At 66.5% G+C, this 13,913-nt stretch carries 15 protein-coding genes and 1 pseudogene; 11 read left to right on the plus strand and 5 right to left on the minus strand.

What is annotated here, in order from left to right; genetic code table 11:
* The first annotated feature begins 65 nt into the window (after positions 1-65).
* The 3 genes from QQ977_RS06435 to QQ977_RS06445 all read left to right on the plus strand — a co-directional run bounded on the left by QQ977_RS06435 (position 66) and on the right by QQ977_RS06445 (position 2,498).
* The gene (locus tag QQ977_RS06435; RefSeq protein WP_285928275.1) at positions 66-1,544 is read left to right on the plus strand and encodes an AMP phosphorylase; all 1,479 of its coding nucleotides are present in this window, start codon (positions 66-68) and stop codon (positions 1,542-1,544) included.
* A 102-nt stretch (positions 1,545-1,646) separates the two neighbouring features.
* Complete coding sequence (locus tag QQ977_RS06440) at positions 1,647-2,051, plus strand: universal stress protein (protein WP_285928276.1); 405 nt, start codon at positions 1,647-1,649, stop codon at positions 2,049-2,051.
* 27 nt (positions 2,052-2,078) lie between these two features.
* Complete coding sequence (locus tag QQ977_RS06445; protein WP_285928277.1) at positions 2,079-2,498, plus strand: universal stress protein; 420 nt, start codon at positions 2,079-2,081, stop codon at positions 2,496-2,498.
* A 13-nt stretch (positions 2,499-2,511) separates the two neighbouring features.
* Here the strand turns inward: QQ977_RS06445 and QQ977_RS06450 are convergent, their stop codons facing one another.
* Positions 2,512-3,390: a universal stress protein gene (locus QQ977_RS06450; protein WP_285928278.1), complete on the minus strand. Its 879-nt coding sequence runs from the start codon at positions 3,388-3,390 to the stop codon at positions 2,512-2,514.
* A gap of 148 nt (positions 3,391-3,538) precedes the next feature.
* Here QQ977_RS06450 and QQ977_RS06455 point away from each other — a divergent pair, with 148 nt between their 5' ends.
* Entirely contained in the window at positions 3,539-5,104 is a 1,566-nt protein-coding gene (locus tag QQ977_RS06455) for an ABC1 kinase family protein (RefSeq protein WP_285928279.1), read from the plus strand.
* A 189-nt stretch (positions 5,105-5,293) separates the two neighbouring features.
* On the plus strand, positions 5,294-5,737 hold the full coding sequence (locus QQ977_RS06460; protein ID WP_285928281.1) for a pyridoxamine 5'-phosphate oxidase family protein: 444 nt from the start codon (positions 5,294-5,296) through the stop codon (positions 5,735-5,737).
* A gap of 3 nt (positions 5,738-5,740) precedes the next feature.
* Here QQ977_RS06460 and QQ977_RS06465 read toward each other — a convergent pair whose 3' ends face one another.
* Positions 5,741-6,616 (minus strand): universal stress protein, encoded by an 876-nt coding sequence (locus QQ977_RS06465; protein ID WP_285928283.1) that lies wholly within the window; start codon positions 6,614-6,616, stop codon positions 5,741-5,743.
* Between the two features lie 103 nt (positions 6,617-6,719).
* Here QQ977_RS06465 and QQ977_RS06470 point away from each other — a divergent pair, with 103 nt between their 5' ends.
* On the plus strand, positions 6,720-7,562 hold the full coding sequence (locus tag QQ977_RS06470) for a universal stress protein (RefSeq protein ID WP_285928284.1): 843 nt from the start codon (positions 6,720-6,722) through the stop codon (positions 7,560-7,562).
* A 64-nt stretch (positions 7,563-7,626) separates the two neighbouring features.
* Positions 7,627-8,007 (plus strand): winged helix-turn-helix domain-containing protein, encoded by a 381-nt coding sequence (locus QQ977_RS06475; protein ID WP_285928285.1) that lies wholly within the window; start codon positions 7,627-7,629, stop codon positions 8,005-8,007.
* A gap of 25 nt (positions 8,008-8,032) precedes the next feature.
* Here the strand turns inward: QQ977_RS06475 and QQ977_RS17320 are convergent, their stop codons facing one another.
* Positions 8,033-8,569 carry a CBS domain-containing protein gene (locus QQ977_RS17320; protein WP_430540847.1) on the minus strand — a complete coding sequence of 179 codons (537 nt, stop codon included), beginning with the start codon at positions 8,567-8,569 and terminating at the stop codon, positions 8,033-8,035.
* A 147-nt stretch (positions 8,570-8,716) separates the two neighbouring features.
* Positions 8,717-9,244, minus strand: a pseudogene (locus tag QQ977_RS17325) (CBS domain-containing protein); the annotation flags it as partial.
* 103 nt (positions 9,245-9,347) lie between these two features.
* Here QQ977_RS17325 and QQ977_RS06485 point away from each other — a divergent pair.
* From QQ977_RS06485 to QQ977_RS06495, 3 genes are all read left to right on the plus strand, one after another.
* Entirely contained in the window at positions 9,348-9,815 is a 468-nt protein-coding gene (locus tag QQ977_RS06485; RefSeq protein ID WP_285928287.1) for a phosphopantetheine adenylyltransferase, read from the plus strand.
* Between the two features lie 82 nt (positions 9,816-9,897).
* Complete coding sequence (locus tag QQ977_RS06490) at positions 9,898-12,705, plus strand: cation-translocating P-type ATPase (protein WP_285928288.1); 2,808 nt, start codon at positions 9,898-9,900, stop codon at positions 12,703-12,705.
* 78 nt (positions 12,706-12,783) lie between these two features.
* Positions 12,784-13,050 (plus strand): hypothetical protein, encoded by a 267-nt coding sequence (locus tag QQ977_RS06495; protein ID WP_285928289.1) that lies wholly within the window; start codon positions 12,784-12,786, stop codon positions 13,048-13,050.
* Here the strand turns inward: QQ977_RS06495 and QQ977_RS06500 are convergent, their stop codons facing one another.
* A complete protein-coding gene (locus QQ977_RS06500) occupies positions 13,051-13,521 on the minus strand; it encodes a universal stress protein (RefSeq protein ID WP_285928290.1) in 471 nt (156 codons plus the stop codon).
* A gap of 140 nt (positions 13,522-13,661) precedes the next feature.
* Between QQ977_RS06500 and QQ977_RS06505 the strand changes: the two genes are divergently transcribed.
* Complete coding sequence (locus QQ977_RS06505) at positions 13,662-13,913, plus strand: hypothetical protein (protein ID WP_285928292.1); 252 nt, start codon at positions 13,662-13,664, stop codon at positions 13,911-13,913.

Consider the following 13,913-nt stretch of genomic DNA (forward strand, 5'->3'; position numbering starts at 1 on the left):
TCCGGATCGAGGACGTTCGCGCACCCGGCACCGTTTTGGTCGCGCGGTCGGTTCGAACGGCTAGGATGCAACTCGAGGCCGACGCGATCGACATCGGGACGAGCCGGCCGACGGTCCTGTTGAACGTCGCCGACGCGGCGGAGCTGGGTGCCCACCCGCTAGACCGCGTCCGGATCGACTACGACGAGACGACGACGACCGGGATCGTCAAGGTGACCGACGAGCTGGTCGACGCCGGGACGATCGGCGTCTCCGAACCCTTAGAACACGTCCGCGGCCCCGTCGAGGTGGCCCTGGCCGGCACGCCGGGGTCGGTCCGGTACGTCCGCAAGAAACTCGACGACGTCGAACTCGAGCGCGACGAACTCGAGGCAATCGTCCGAGACGTCCACGAGAATCGCCTCTCGGACGTCGAGTTGAGCGCGTACGTCTCGGGCGTCTACGCAAACGGGCTCTCACTCGAGGAGACCAAACACCTCACGGAGGCGATGAGCGCGATCGGCGAACGCCTCGAGTGGGAGGAGCCGGTCGTCGCCGACAAACACTCAATCGGCGGCGTCGCGGGCAACCGGACGACGCCGATCATCGTCCCGATCGTCGCCGAGGCGGGGCTGACGATGCCGAAGACGTCCTCGCGGGCGGTGACCTCGCCCGCGGGCACCGCCGACGTGATGGAAGTGTTCTGTGAGATCGAATTTACGACCGCCGAGATCGAATCGATCGTCGCCGAGACGAACTGCTGTCTCGTCTGGGGTGGCGGCGTCGACCTCTCGCCGGTCGACGACGAGATCATCCGCGCGGAGAACCCCCTCTCGATCGACCCGCCGGGCCAGCTCATCGCCTCCGTGCTCTCGAAGAAACGGAGCGCGGGCTCGACCCACGTCGTCGTCGACGTCCCCTACGGCGAGGGCGCGAAAGTCGAGAGCCTCGTCGCCGCCCGCGAACTCGCAGACGACTTCAAACGCGTCGGCGACCACCTCGGGGTCGACGTCGTCTGTGCGATCACCCACGGCACCGACCCGACGGGCTATGGCATCGGCCCCGTCCTCGAGGCCAGAGACGTCCTCTCGGTGCTCGAGGGCGGCGGCCCCGAGTCGCTCCGGCTGAAGTCGCTTCGGCTCGCGAACATCCTGCTCGAGCACTGCGGCGTCGAGGCCGACGCGACCGAGATCCTCGACTCCGGACGAGCGCTCGAGCGCTTCCGTGATCTCGTCGCGGCCCAGGGTGGCGATCCCGACGTCGTCGTCAGTGACCTCGAGCCGGGATCGGAGACGGCGACGATCCGGGCCGGGCGAGCGGGGCTGATCTCGCGGGTCGACAATCGCCAGCTGAGCGATCTCGCCAGACGGGCCGGCGCGCCGAAAGACCTCCGGGCCGGGATCGCTGTCCACCGGACGACGGGCGAGCCAGTCGACGAAGGCGACGACCTCTATACGATCCACGCCGAGACACCGAGCAAGCTCGACGAAGCTGAACGGCTCGCAGAGAAACTCGAGCCGATCCGGATTCGGAGCAAAGCCGACGCGCTCGTCGAACGGCGATGATCGACGGTCCCCGATGTTTGTGTCCCGTACGCCCGCGCGACCGTCGAACTGCCGCCTGCGCCTGCCAATCTATAAGAACCCGTTCGTGGTACGGAGACCAGCATGTACGACACGATCCTCGTCCCGGTCGACGGCAGCGAACCGGCAAACCGGGCGACAGAGCACGCGATGGACATCGCGTCGACGTTCGACGCGGACCTCCACGCGCTGTACGTCGTCGACACCCGTCGGTACGGTGGCGTCTCGGACGCCGGTGGCGTCCTCGAGGACCTCGAAGAGAGCGGACGGGGGATTCTCGAGGATCTCGAAACGCGTGCTGACGTCGAGATGACGACCGAGATTCGACGCGGACGGCCGAGCGAGGAGATCGACGCCTACGCGGACGCGATCGGTGCCGATCTCATCGTCCTCGGAAACCGAGGACTCGCCGGACCGCCGGGTGGCGAGATCGGGAGCGTCGCCGAACGGGTCGTCAGATACGCCGGCCGGCCCGTGATCACGGCCTGAACCGTATCCGAACCCTATCGACAATCTATGTACGATACGATCCTGGTCGCGACGGATGGCAGCGATCCCGCGAACCGCGCCGTCGAACACGCGCTGACGCTTGCAGACCGCTACGACGCCGAGGTCCACGCGCTGTACTGCGTCGAAACCCACCGCTACGGCGAGCCCGCGCTAAGCAGCTCCGCGATCGTCCTGAACAAACTCGAAGAACAGGGACAGGCGATGCTCCAGGACCTCGTCGACCGCGCCGACAACGAGGGTATCGAGATGGGCTGTACCGTCTGTCACGGGCGTCCCTGGGAGGAGATCCACGACTGCGCCGAGAAGTGCGACGCGGATCTCATCGTCATCGGCTACCAGGGCCAGAGCCACTCGCGTGACATGAAAATCGGCAGCGTCGCCGAACGGGTCGTCCGGACGGCCGATCGACCCGTCCTGACGGCCTGATATCGCCGAGTGCTCACCTGACCGTCAACACCGGCCGCTCGGACCGACGCACGACGCGGGCGGTCGTACTTCCGAGCAGGCGATCCGAGCGGCCGCCACCGCCCCGGCCGCGCGTTCCCATCGCCAGCAGGTCGGCGTCGACGCCGTCTGCGTACGCGAGGATCTCCTCGTCGGGTGCCCCGCGGAGAACCTCGGTGTTCACGCCGAGTCCGCGCTCGGTCGCCTCGGCTGCAACCTCCTCGAGGACGGTCTCACCGCCCTCGCGGAGGTTCCCGATGATACTCCGGGGGGCGTCCTCTAAGTCGTAGATCGTCCGGTCGATCACGTAGACGACGTCGACGGTCGCGCCGGTGAGGTCGGCGATCTCGAGAGCGCGGTCTGTGGCCCGGTCGGCGGCGTCGCTGCCGTCGGTCGGGACGACGACGCGGTCGGTCGTCACGCCCGCGACGGAGGGGACATCTTCGGGACCGTCGGCAAGTCGGACCGCCATCACGGGGACGTCGGCGGTCGCGATCACACGTTCGGTCGTGCTGCCGAGTCGGACGTCGCGCTCGCCGTGAGTCCCCATCACGATCAGGTCGGCGTCCGCCTCGTCGGCGTAGGCGACGATCTGGCGGTGGGAAACGCCGTCCCGGACGTGTCGAACGACCTCGACGCCCGCGTCGTCGGCCAGTTCCATCACGTGTTCGGTCGCCTGCTCGCCCCGTCGTTCCGTCGAGCGACGGACCTGTTCGCGTTCGTCGGCATCGAGGGCCGCGAGGTCGTCTCCGGACTCGATTACGGAGAGCGCGTGAACGGTCGCACCGCCGACTCGAGCGAGCGAGAGTGCGCGGGCGATCGCGCCCTCCGCGCCGGGCGTGCCGTCGACCGGAACGAGGATACTGTCGTACATCGCGTCGGACGTACCACGTCGGGGTTCAAGAAGCTACACGCCACGCTGTGGGCTCTCTCCACCCTCGTACCGGTAGCCTCTTTGAGCAGTTGTGCGAACGGAGAGATATGTACGGCCAGCTCATCGACGACCGTCCCGATCGACGACGATGAGGGGCTTTTACCGTCGGTACCTCCAGGTCGTCGTTCGCTTTCTGCCGTTCGCGATCGCCTTTCTCCGGGACCGGCGACGGTTCCTGCTCGTCGGCTCGCCCCGTCGGCTCCCCGAGTCGGCCCACCGCGAACGCGCCGAGGCGATGACCGAGACGATGCTCGAGCTCGGCCCCGCGTTCGTCAAGGTCGGACAGGTGCTCTCGACGCGACCCGACGTCGTCCCGCCGACGTACGTCGACGTCTTCGGGACGTTACAGGACGAGGTCCCGGAGGACGCAGGCGGGGAACCGCGAGACGTCCTCGAGGCCGAACTCGGCGACGAGCTCGATCTCGGGACGCTCGAGCCGGTCGCCGGCGGTTCGCTCGCGTTCGTCTACACCGCTCGCTACGAGGGCGAGCGGATTGCGTTGAAGGTCCGTCGACCCGGCGTCAGGACGGTGATCGAACGCGACCTTCGGGTCGTCAGGGCGCTGGTCCCGATCGTCGGGCTCTTCGCCGACGAGCGCCAGCAGTACTCGATCGAGAACGTCGCCGACGACTTCGAGGAGATCATCCTCGAGGAACTGGACTTCGAGCGCGAGGCGCGGATGATGGTCGATATCGGTGCGAACGTCGAGGACGAGGATCGGGTCGTCGTGCCCGGAGTCTACGAGGACCTCTCCGCCGAACGGGTGCTGGCGATGGAGTACGTTCCCGGCGAGAAGATCACGAACGAGGATGTCCTGGACGCCCACGAGCTCACCCCCTCGGAGATGGCGACGCTGATCGCCCGAACGTACCTGAAGATGGGGCTGATCGACGGCGTCTTTCACGCCGATCCTCACCCGGGCAATCTCGCAGTTACCGACGAGGGACAACTCGTCATCTACGACTTCGGGATGAGCGAACGGCTCACGCCAGCCGAACAGGAGGACATCGTCTCGCTGTACCGGACGCTCGTCCGTCGGGACGTCGACGGTCTGATGGACGCGCTGATCGCACTGGAGGTGCTCGAGCCGACGGTCGACCGGGCCGCCGTCCGGGACGTCCTCCGGCTCGTCATCGAGAACCTCGAGGGACGCTCCGAGATCACCTGGCGGCTGATCATCACGGAGCTGCTGACGATGTTGCAGGACTTTCCGTTCCGGATCCCGCCCGACGTCATGTTGCTCGTCCGGGTCGGCACCGTCGGCGAAGGCGTCTGTCGGTCGCTCGACCCTGACTTCGACTTCATCGCCGTTATTCGCGACTTTCTGATCGACTACGGCTTCATCGAGACCGAACTCCGGGCGCTGCTCGAGGACGTCCGTACCGACCTGCGTCAGTCGGCTCCCGTCGCGGCCGGACTGCCCGCACGAGCCGATCGGGTCCTCGGACAGCTCGAGCGTGGCGAACTCCTCGTCCGGACCGAGCCCGTCGAGACCGACGACGGCGACGGGGGCGTCGGCTACGCGATTCTCGCTGCTGCCGCCGTCGTCGCCGCGGCGATCCTGACCTTCCACGAGGCCTCTTACGAGATCGCTGGCCTCGCACTCGCCGTCGCGTTCTTCCTGTTGTACCTCCGGAGCCGGCTGTCAGCGTAACCGAGCGCCTCGAGAGTGGACGAACGTCGATCGAACTCACGGAAATGTTAATGTGCGTGGGCGTTGGAGCCGAGTCCGGGGCCGTGGACGTCCCTGTCACACGTCCCAGCTTCCGACCCCACCCCCTGTTTCGCCTCGAGGCCGCGGCGACGGCGCACCTTCTTACCGCGTTCGGCCGTACACCCCGTGATGGACCGGATCGAGTACATCTACACGTTCGGCATGGACGAAACCGAGATCGGCGACCGACTCGACGCTCACGACGTCGGCGTCCTCTCGCTCGCGAACGAGGGCGCGGCGTATGCGATTCCCGTCGGCTATCAGTTCGACGACTCCTCACTTTACATCCGGCTTTCGGCGACGGATTCGAGCAAGAAGATGGCGTTTCTCGAGGCGACGACCGAGGCCAGTTTCCTGCTGTACGAGGTCGAGCCGCCCGATGACTCCTGGAGTATCGTCGCCACTGGCGAGTTACGTCGGCTGACGGGCGAGGAACGCGAGGCGTTCGACGCGACGACGGTCAACCGGGAGTTTCGCCGGCTACGGATCTTCGACGAGGACGTCGCCGAGGTCGACCTCGAGATCTACGAACTCGAGATCGAGACGCTGACAGGCCGGAAGACGGGTCAGTAGCCGCTACGGCAAGAGGCGCTTGAACCGGGAGGAGACGGGTTCGTACCGCTTCGCCAGCACGACCGAGCCCGCGGCGTGACGACCAACCGCCTCCGAGACCGTCCCGAGGAGCGTTCGCTCGAGAACGCCCCCGCGGGAGACGCCGAGGAACGTGACGTCGTGGTCCGCCGTTCGGTCGGTGATCGCACCGGCGACGTCGTCGCGCTCGACGATCACCCGTTCGATCGACGAGACACCCTCGAGCGACCCCGTCGCCTGCCGAAGGAGCGTCTCCGCGTCCCGCCGGCTCAGCTCGGGGTCGTCGGTCGCCATCACGTGTACCAGCTGTACCGAGGCGTCGTGCTGGCGGGCGGTCGCGCCGGCGACCTCGGTAGCGAAGGCGTCGTGTGGACCGCCGGCGACCGGCACCAGTACGGAGTCGATCGACTCGGGCCGGGGCGTCTTGATGCGCTCGACGAGGACGTCACACGTGGCCTTTTTGAGGACGGTATCGAGGTATCCACCGAGAACGCGGTCCTCCCGTGGCGGTCGTCCCCGCCAGCCCATGAAGACAGCGTCGGCGTCGTAGGCCTCGATCGAGCTGAGGATGCCGGCGGCGACCCCCCGCGCGATCCGGATACGACGCTCGGCCGGGACTCCGGCCGACTCGACCACCTCCATGGCGTCCGCGAGCATCGTCTCGTCTTCGTCTTCGAGGAGGTACTCCTTTCCGTCCTGTAAGGACAGCTGTGGCGGGACGTCGAGGACGTAACAGAGGATGATCTCGAGGTTTCGATCCGTGGCGACGTCGATCGCGGTGGGAAGCTGTCGCTCGGCGGCTTCGGCGTTCGCGATCGGCACCAGCAACCGCCCGTCGGCGTCCGTCGTGTTGACAGTCATGTTCGTTGCTGTGAAATACGTGGTCCAGTACCATTACTCGTGGTGACTCGGGCAAATCTCGGACGGGAGAACTACCAAGGCGTCTGCGAGCGTACGTTCGACGATGTACGACGACGTCTTGCTCGCGACAGACGGGAGTACCATCGCGGCGACGGCTGCCGAACAGGGGCTCGCGATCGCCGGCCGGTTCGGCTCGGACGTACACGTGCTCTCGGTCGTCGACGACCGCGGACGCAACGCCGTACGCGAGCCGATGCGCGCTCGATGTCGCCGATCCGTCGAGGACCTCGCAGTCGAGGCGACCGATCGGAACCTGGCAGTCGAGACAACAGTCCGCGAGGGGTCGCCGACACGAGAGATCCTCGCGTACGCCGACGACCGCGACGTCGACCTGCTCGTCGTCGGAACGCGTGGTCGGTCCGGGCTGGGTCGGCTCTCGCTCGGGAGCACGGCACTCGGCGTGATCCGGGCGGCCCGGCGACCGGTGCTCTCTGCCGGGCCGGACGTGTGGGACGTCTCGGACCCGCTCGAGAAGATTCTCGTCGCGACGGACGGCCGACCGGGGGTCGATGCCGCCGTCGACCAGGCGATCGGACTCGCTGACGCCTACGACGCGACCGTTCGCGTGCTCTCGGTCGCTGATGAGACACGGGCCCGGTCCGAGACCGCCCGCGAGGCGTTCGAACGCGCCGCCGAAAAGGCGACGAACGAGGTGGCCGTCCGCGCAGCCGATCGCGGCGTCGGCGTGGTCCAGGCAGTCGAGCGCGGACGTCCGAGTGCAGAGATTCTCGCGTACGCCGAGGCCCACGCGGTCGATCTGCTCGTGATGGGGACCGAGGGACGATCCACGCTCGAGCGCGTCGTCGTCGGCAGCGTCTCACAGCGGGTCGTAAGCGACGCCCCGGTTCCGGTGATGACCGTGCGAACGGTCGACGACGAGGCGTGATGCGACCAGTTACGATCGTCACGTCGGGAAAACGTCTTTGGTCGTCGCCGCCCTACCGATCCCGATGGTCGTTCTCCGTTCCACCCGCGACGACGAGACCGTCGATCCACGGGCGGTCCTCGAGGCCCTGGAGGACGAGACCTGTCAGTCGATCGTCGAGGCACTCGACGAACCCCGGACCGCACCGGAGCTTGCAAGCATCTGTGACGTCTCGACGTCGACGCTGTACCGGAAGCTCGACTTGCTCGTCGACGCGTCGCTCGTCCGGAGCGCAGTCAAGATCAGAGACGACGGCCACCACACGCTCCGGTACAGCCGCGACTTCGAGACGGTGATCGTCGCCGCCGACGAGCGAGATGGTCTCGCCGTCGAGATCGAGCGCCCGTCGCCGTTCGGCCCGTTCTACGGGCGACAAACCGGAGATCGAGACCGAGACCGAGGCTGAAACCGGTTCCAGACCGCCCTGACCGTCACTCGCTAAGCCACCAGCCGTAGACCTTCTCGAGGTCGTCACCGTCGGCCGGCTTCTTGCTCCGGCCGTAGGTCTTGCCCTCGAGGATCTGGCGCTCGACGGCGTTCAACGCGAGCGAGACGGCGTGGCGGTCGCCGTAGCCCTCGTCGGCGGCAACGAACGTCCCCTTGTCGGTGAACAGGCGGACGCGAGCGTACAGCAGCGGGATGCCCCGGAGCTGCTCGTCGTGTTCCTGGAAGTGGACTTTCGCCTCGAGGACGCGCATGTCCCGGTACTTCCGGGTGGCGTCTTCGATGCGTTTCGCGAGCTCTTCGTGGCTGAGTTCGGTCATCAGGTCGGCTCCAAACACCTGGACCGGCAGGCGGTCTTCGTCGGTCCAGGTCAGCGACTCGAGCAGGTCGGTCTTGGTGACGATGCCGACGAGCGACTCGTCGTCGTCGACGACGATCGCCGAGGAGGCGTCGAACTCGAGCATCGTATCGAGCACCGCCTCGAGATCGGCGTCGGGGCGCGTCGTTCCGATCGCCTCGACCATCACGTTGCGGACGGGCAACGCGAGCATGTCGTCGCTTTCCCCTTCCCGGGCACCGAAGCCGCCGTGGTGGCCGCCAGAGCTCGCGTCCATCTGTTCGCCCGGATCGCCGCCCCGGGAACGCCGGAGCTCGCGGGTGACGAACTCGAGGACATCGTAGAGGCTGACGATGCCGACGACGCGTTCGCCGTCGTCCTCGGCGACGACCGGCAGGTGTTCGATCCGCTCGTTCCGGAACGTCGACAGCGCCTTTCCAAGCGTGGTCGAAGGCTCGACCGAGACGACGTCTGCCGTCTGGACGTCGGCGGCGGTGAGCACGGAGAGATACGACTGGACGTGCTCGAGGAGGTCGTCGGCCCGGACGACGCCGGCGAGGTCGTCGCCGTCGACGACGGGCAGCAAACGGGTGTCGCCACCGACCATGAGCCGGGCGGCCTCGCGGAGGTCCTCGTGGCGGCCGATCGTCGGAACGGGACGAACGAGCGTGCCGGCTTTCCGTTCGGCAGGCTGGTGCGAGGAGAGCACGTCGCGTCGGGTGACGATGCCCTCGAACTCGCCGTCTGCCGTGACGAGCAGGGCTTTCCGGTTCGTATCCTCGAATGCGCTCCGGAGCTTCGAGACGGGCGTCGTCTCGTCGAACGTCTCGAACTCCTCGTCGATGAGTTCAGTTATCTTCATACGTCGAACTTCGCTCTCCCGAGGTAATGCTCTTTGTCCTTCATCGACGGCTCGGCTGCGTCCGGGACGAGGGTTCTCGTATCTCCGACTGGAAGTGTCGTGTATGCGTATCGCCGTCGCCGGCACGTTCGGCCCGATCCACGATGGACATCGCGTGCTGTTCGAACACGCCCTCGAGTTCGGCGAAGACGGCGTCGTCGTGGCACTGACGAGCGACGAGCTCGCCGTCGAGACCCGTCACGAGCCACGTCCGATCCCGCGGTTCGAAAAGCGCAAGCGTCGCGTCGCCGAGGAGTTCGCGGCGCTCGACGAGTGGGGACGCGACATCGAGATCAGGACACTCGAGGACGAACTGGACATCGCCTCGAGCGATCCCAGCCTCGACGGCCTCGTGCTCTCGCCCGAGACTGCACCCGAACTCGAGGCGATCAACGACCGTCGCCGAGACCGCGACCTCGAACCGCTCACTGGGATCGTCGCCCCCTACGCCCTGGCCGAAGACGGCGAGCGCATCTCATCGACCCGGGTCGTAAACGACGAGATCGACGAACACGGGCGCGTCCTCGAGTGAGTCCCGTGTACGCCTGTCCGGCCCTCGTGTGAACGTGTGACCCACCCGAAGTTTAACGCCACAGCGTGGAGTCGTGGCTATCGTGTCGCGGACAGACGCATCCACCGCTTTAGAGCAGGAGACGCCTCCTTCCAACGACTGGCACGCCCGGGATCTCGAGGACGTCTACGACGCTCTCGAGACCTCAGACGCGGGACTGAATTCGAGTGAGGCGCGCGAACGCCTCGAGCGCGAGGGCCCGAACGAAATCGAGGCCGAAGAGGGCGTCTCGCCGTGGCAGATCCTGCTCGAACAGTACACGTCGGCGCTGATCTGGGTGCTGATCGTCGCGGCGATCGTGATGGCCGGCGTCGGGCACACGATCGACGCGGCGGTCATCGCCGGCATCGTCGTCTTCATCACGCTGTTTGGCTTCCTCCAGGACTACCGGGCCGAACAGAGCATCCAGGCGCTGAAGGAGATGGCGACGACGTACGCGCTCGTCAGACGCGACGGCGAGAAACGAGAGCTCGACGCCACGAAGCTCGTCCCCGGTGACGTGGTCTTCGTCGAGTCCGGCGACGTCGTCCCCGCCGACGCCCGCATCGTCGAGGAGTCGAACCTCAGCGTCGACGAGGCCGCACTCACCGGCGAGAGCGTCGGCGTCTCCAAGGAGGTCGGCACCGTCGATGCGGACACCTCGCTGGCCGAACGCGAGAACATGCTCTATAAGGACACCGTCGTCGAGCGCGGCTCCGGGACGGCGGTCGTCGTCGAGACCGGCCCCGAGTCCGAGATCGGCCAGATCGCGACCGCACTCGAGGAAGCAGAAGAGCGGGAGACGCCGTTTCAGTCCGAGATGGATCGGCTGGGAAAGATCATCGCCGCCGGCGTCATCGGTGCGGTCGCGGTGATCGCGATCGCCGAACTCGTCGTCGGTGAGACCGAACCGCTGCAGGTCTTTCTGACGGCGGTCGGTATCGCCGTCTCCGCGGTCCCCGAGGGTCTGCCCGCGGTCGTCACGCTCTCGCTCGCACTCGGCGCTCGCCGGATGGCAGACCAGAATGCCCTGGTGCGTCGACTCCCGATCGTCGAGGCGCTGGGATCGGTCGACGTCATCTGTACGGACAAGACCGGGACGCTCACCGAAGAGGAGATGACCGTCCAGCGCATCGTCGCCAACCGCGAGGTCTACGAGGTTACCGGCACCGGCTACGATACCGACGGCGAGTTTCGCCGAGACGGCGAGCCCGTCGACAGAGAGCGGGTCGCGGCGGTGCTTCGCTGTAGCATGCTGTGTAACAACGTCGACGTCGGGACGCGAGAACGCGACGAGGACGGGGCAGCGAGTGAGTCCGGCGAGGGAGAACGGACCTACCTCGGCGACCCCACCGAGATCGCGCTGTTCGTCGCTGCACAGAAGGGCGGCTTCGACCACGAGGAACTCGCCGCGGAGTACCCCCGGCTCGGCGAGGTCGAGTTCACCTCCGCGCGAAAACGAATGACGACGGTCCACGAGACGCCGGACGACGGCCCGGTCGCGTACATGAAAGGCGCTCCCGAGACCGTCCTCGAGCGCTGTGACCGGGAACTCCTCGACGGCGAGGTCGTCGACCTCACCGACGACCGCCGCGAGGAGATCGAGGCCCGCAACGAGTCCTTCGCCGAGGACGCCCTCCGCGTGATGGGGTTTGCCTACCGGCCCGAGGTTCCCGCCGACCAGGCCGAGAGCCCGGACGCAGACCTCGAACAGGAGATGGTCTTTCTCGGGCTCCAGGGGATGCTCGATCCGCCCCGCTCTGAGGTTCCCGACGCGCTCGCGGGCAGTCTCGCCGCCGGTATCGACGTGGTGATGATCACCGGCGACAACGCCGTCACTGCACGGGCGGTCGGCGAAGAAGTCGGCCTCCGCTCGACGACGGTGATCACGGGGCCGGAACTCGAGGAGATGGGAGACGAGGAACTCGCCGACGTCGTCGAGGATGTCGACATCTTCGCGCGGACGTCGCCGGATCACAAGACGCGCATCCTGCAGACGCTCCAGGAGAAAGGACACACGGTGGCGATGACCGGCGACGGCGTCAACGACGCCCCCGCCGTCAAAAACGCCGACGTCGGCGTCGCGATGGGCATCCGCGGCACCGACGTCACCGAACAGGCCTCCGACATCGTGTTGCTCGACGATAACTTCGCAACGATCCGCGATGCGGTGAAAGGCGGCCGGCGCATCTTCGACAACGTCCGCAAGTTCGTCAACTATCTCCTCTCTGGTAACGGCGGCGAGGTGACGATGGTCTTTACGGGCTCGATGGTCGGGCTCGGTCTCGTCATCACGCCGATCCAGATCCTCTGGATCAACGTCGTCACCGACGGCATTCCCGCGCTCTCGATGGGCGTCGACCCGCCCGCGGAGGACATCATGGAACGCGATCCGCGGCCGCCGGGTGAGGGCGTGATCACCGACCGGATCGTCACCTCGATCGTCGGCATCGCCGCCTTCATGACGGTCTGTCTGCTCCCGTTGTTTACGCTGAACTTCTACGGCGAAGTGATTCCAGGATACGACGTGACCGGTGCCCTCTTCGGCTGGAGTCCCGGCTACGAGACGGGTAGAGAACTGGCCCAGACGATGGTGTTCACCGGCTTCGTCGTCTTCGAGATCGTCCGCATCCAGGCGATCCGGTACCGCTACGGGCTCGGGCTCTTCTCGAATCGCTGGCTCGTGCTCGCGGTCGCGGTCGCGGCCGCGCTCCAGATGCTCGTGCTCTATACTCCGACGGGGCAATTCCTGTTCGACGTCGAACCGCTCGCGCTCGTCCACTGGGTCCAGATTGCCGTCGCCGCGGTCGTCTTCGCACTGCTCATGGCGATCTTCGTGAAGGTGCAGGACCACCACTTCGAGCGGTACTGAATCCGATCACACGTTTCACCCTCATCGATGTCCCGGCCACCCGACAGCGTTAATCGTTCTGGACGACTAGCCTGTGACATGGGATGGCAATGCCGCCTGTACGGCCACCAGTGGCGTCACCCCGACGAGCACGCGGTGATCGTCACGGACGAACGGCCCCCGTCGTACCCGTTTCGATGTGCGGTCTGTGACACCGAGATGGTACTCGACGTCGAGGGTAACCGCCGTCCAGACGTCTCCCTCCCGTCAGTCGACGAACCGGAACTCGAAGCCGACGTCGAACCGATCGACGAGTCGACGTCCGACCTCGAGCCGGCTACGGGAAGCGACCTCGAGGACGAGTAGTCACCTGACGACCATCACGGGTACCGGCGCACGTTTGACGACTCGCTCGGCGACGCTACCGAGCAGAAACCGTTCGGCCCCGGTCCGACAGTGACTGCCCATCACGATGCGATCGACCTCGTTCTCCTCTGCGTACTCGAGGATCACGTCGTCCGGTTCGCCGAACTCGAGGACGGTCTCGGCCGACAGGTCGTGTTCGGCAGCCGTCTCCCGGGCGTTCTCGAAGACTGCCTCGGCCTTGCGTTCAGCCTGTTCGTGCCACTCGCGCCAGTACTCCGGGCTCACCGAGCCGGCCGGCGCGCCGTCGTCGAACGTCGGCCGCATGACGTCGATGAGACTCAGTCCGGAGCCGATCGGGTCCATGACGTGGAGCACGACGAGGTCGGCGTCGGGGTAATCGGAGAGTGCGACCTCGAGGGCTTTCTGCGAGAGCGGTGATCCCTCCGTCGGCACGAGGATCGTCATCGACATATGCTACCAACTCTCTGGGAGGACAAAAACCGTCTGTCACCGCTCGCGACGGTCCGTCGAACGAAACTGTCGGTGAGAGAGGGTTCCCAGCCAGCAGAGCGTGCCACGTAACCTTTGACGATCCGGAACGAAACTACCGTATGGAACTCGACTACTACGACAAACTCCTCCTGGGGATCACGGGGAGTTTTCTGGTTGGGATCGTCGTCGGCGTCGCAACGGCCGTCCCGTTGCACGTCGCGATGGTCGCTGGCGCGATCGGCGCGGCGCCGTTCGTCTACGCCGCGATGTTCCAGCACCCGCCGCTTCCGGAGAGCCATCCGGCGGTCAAAGCCAGCGCGCTCGCCTGGCACGTCGTCGCCGTGCTCGCCGTCGGAGCCGCCGCGTTGTGA

The organism is Natrialbaceae archaeon AArc-T1-2, assembly GCF_030273315.1.
In the GTDB taxonomy this organism is placed as follows: domain Archaea; phylum Halobacteriota; class Halobacteria; order Halobacteriales; family Natrialbaceae; genus Tc-Br11-E2g1.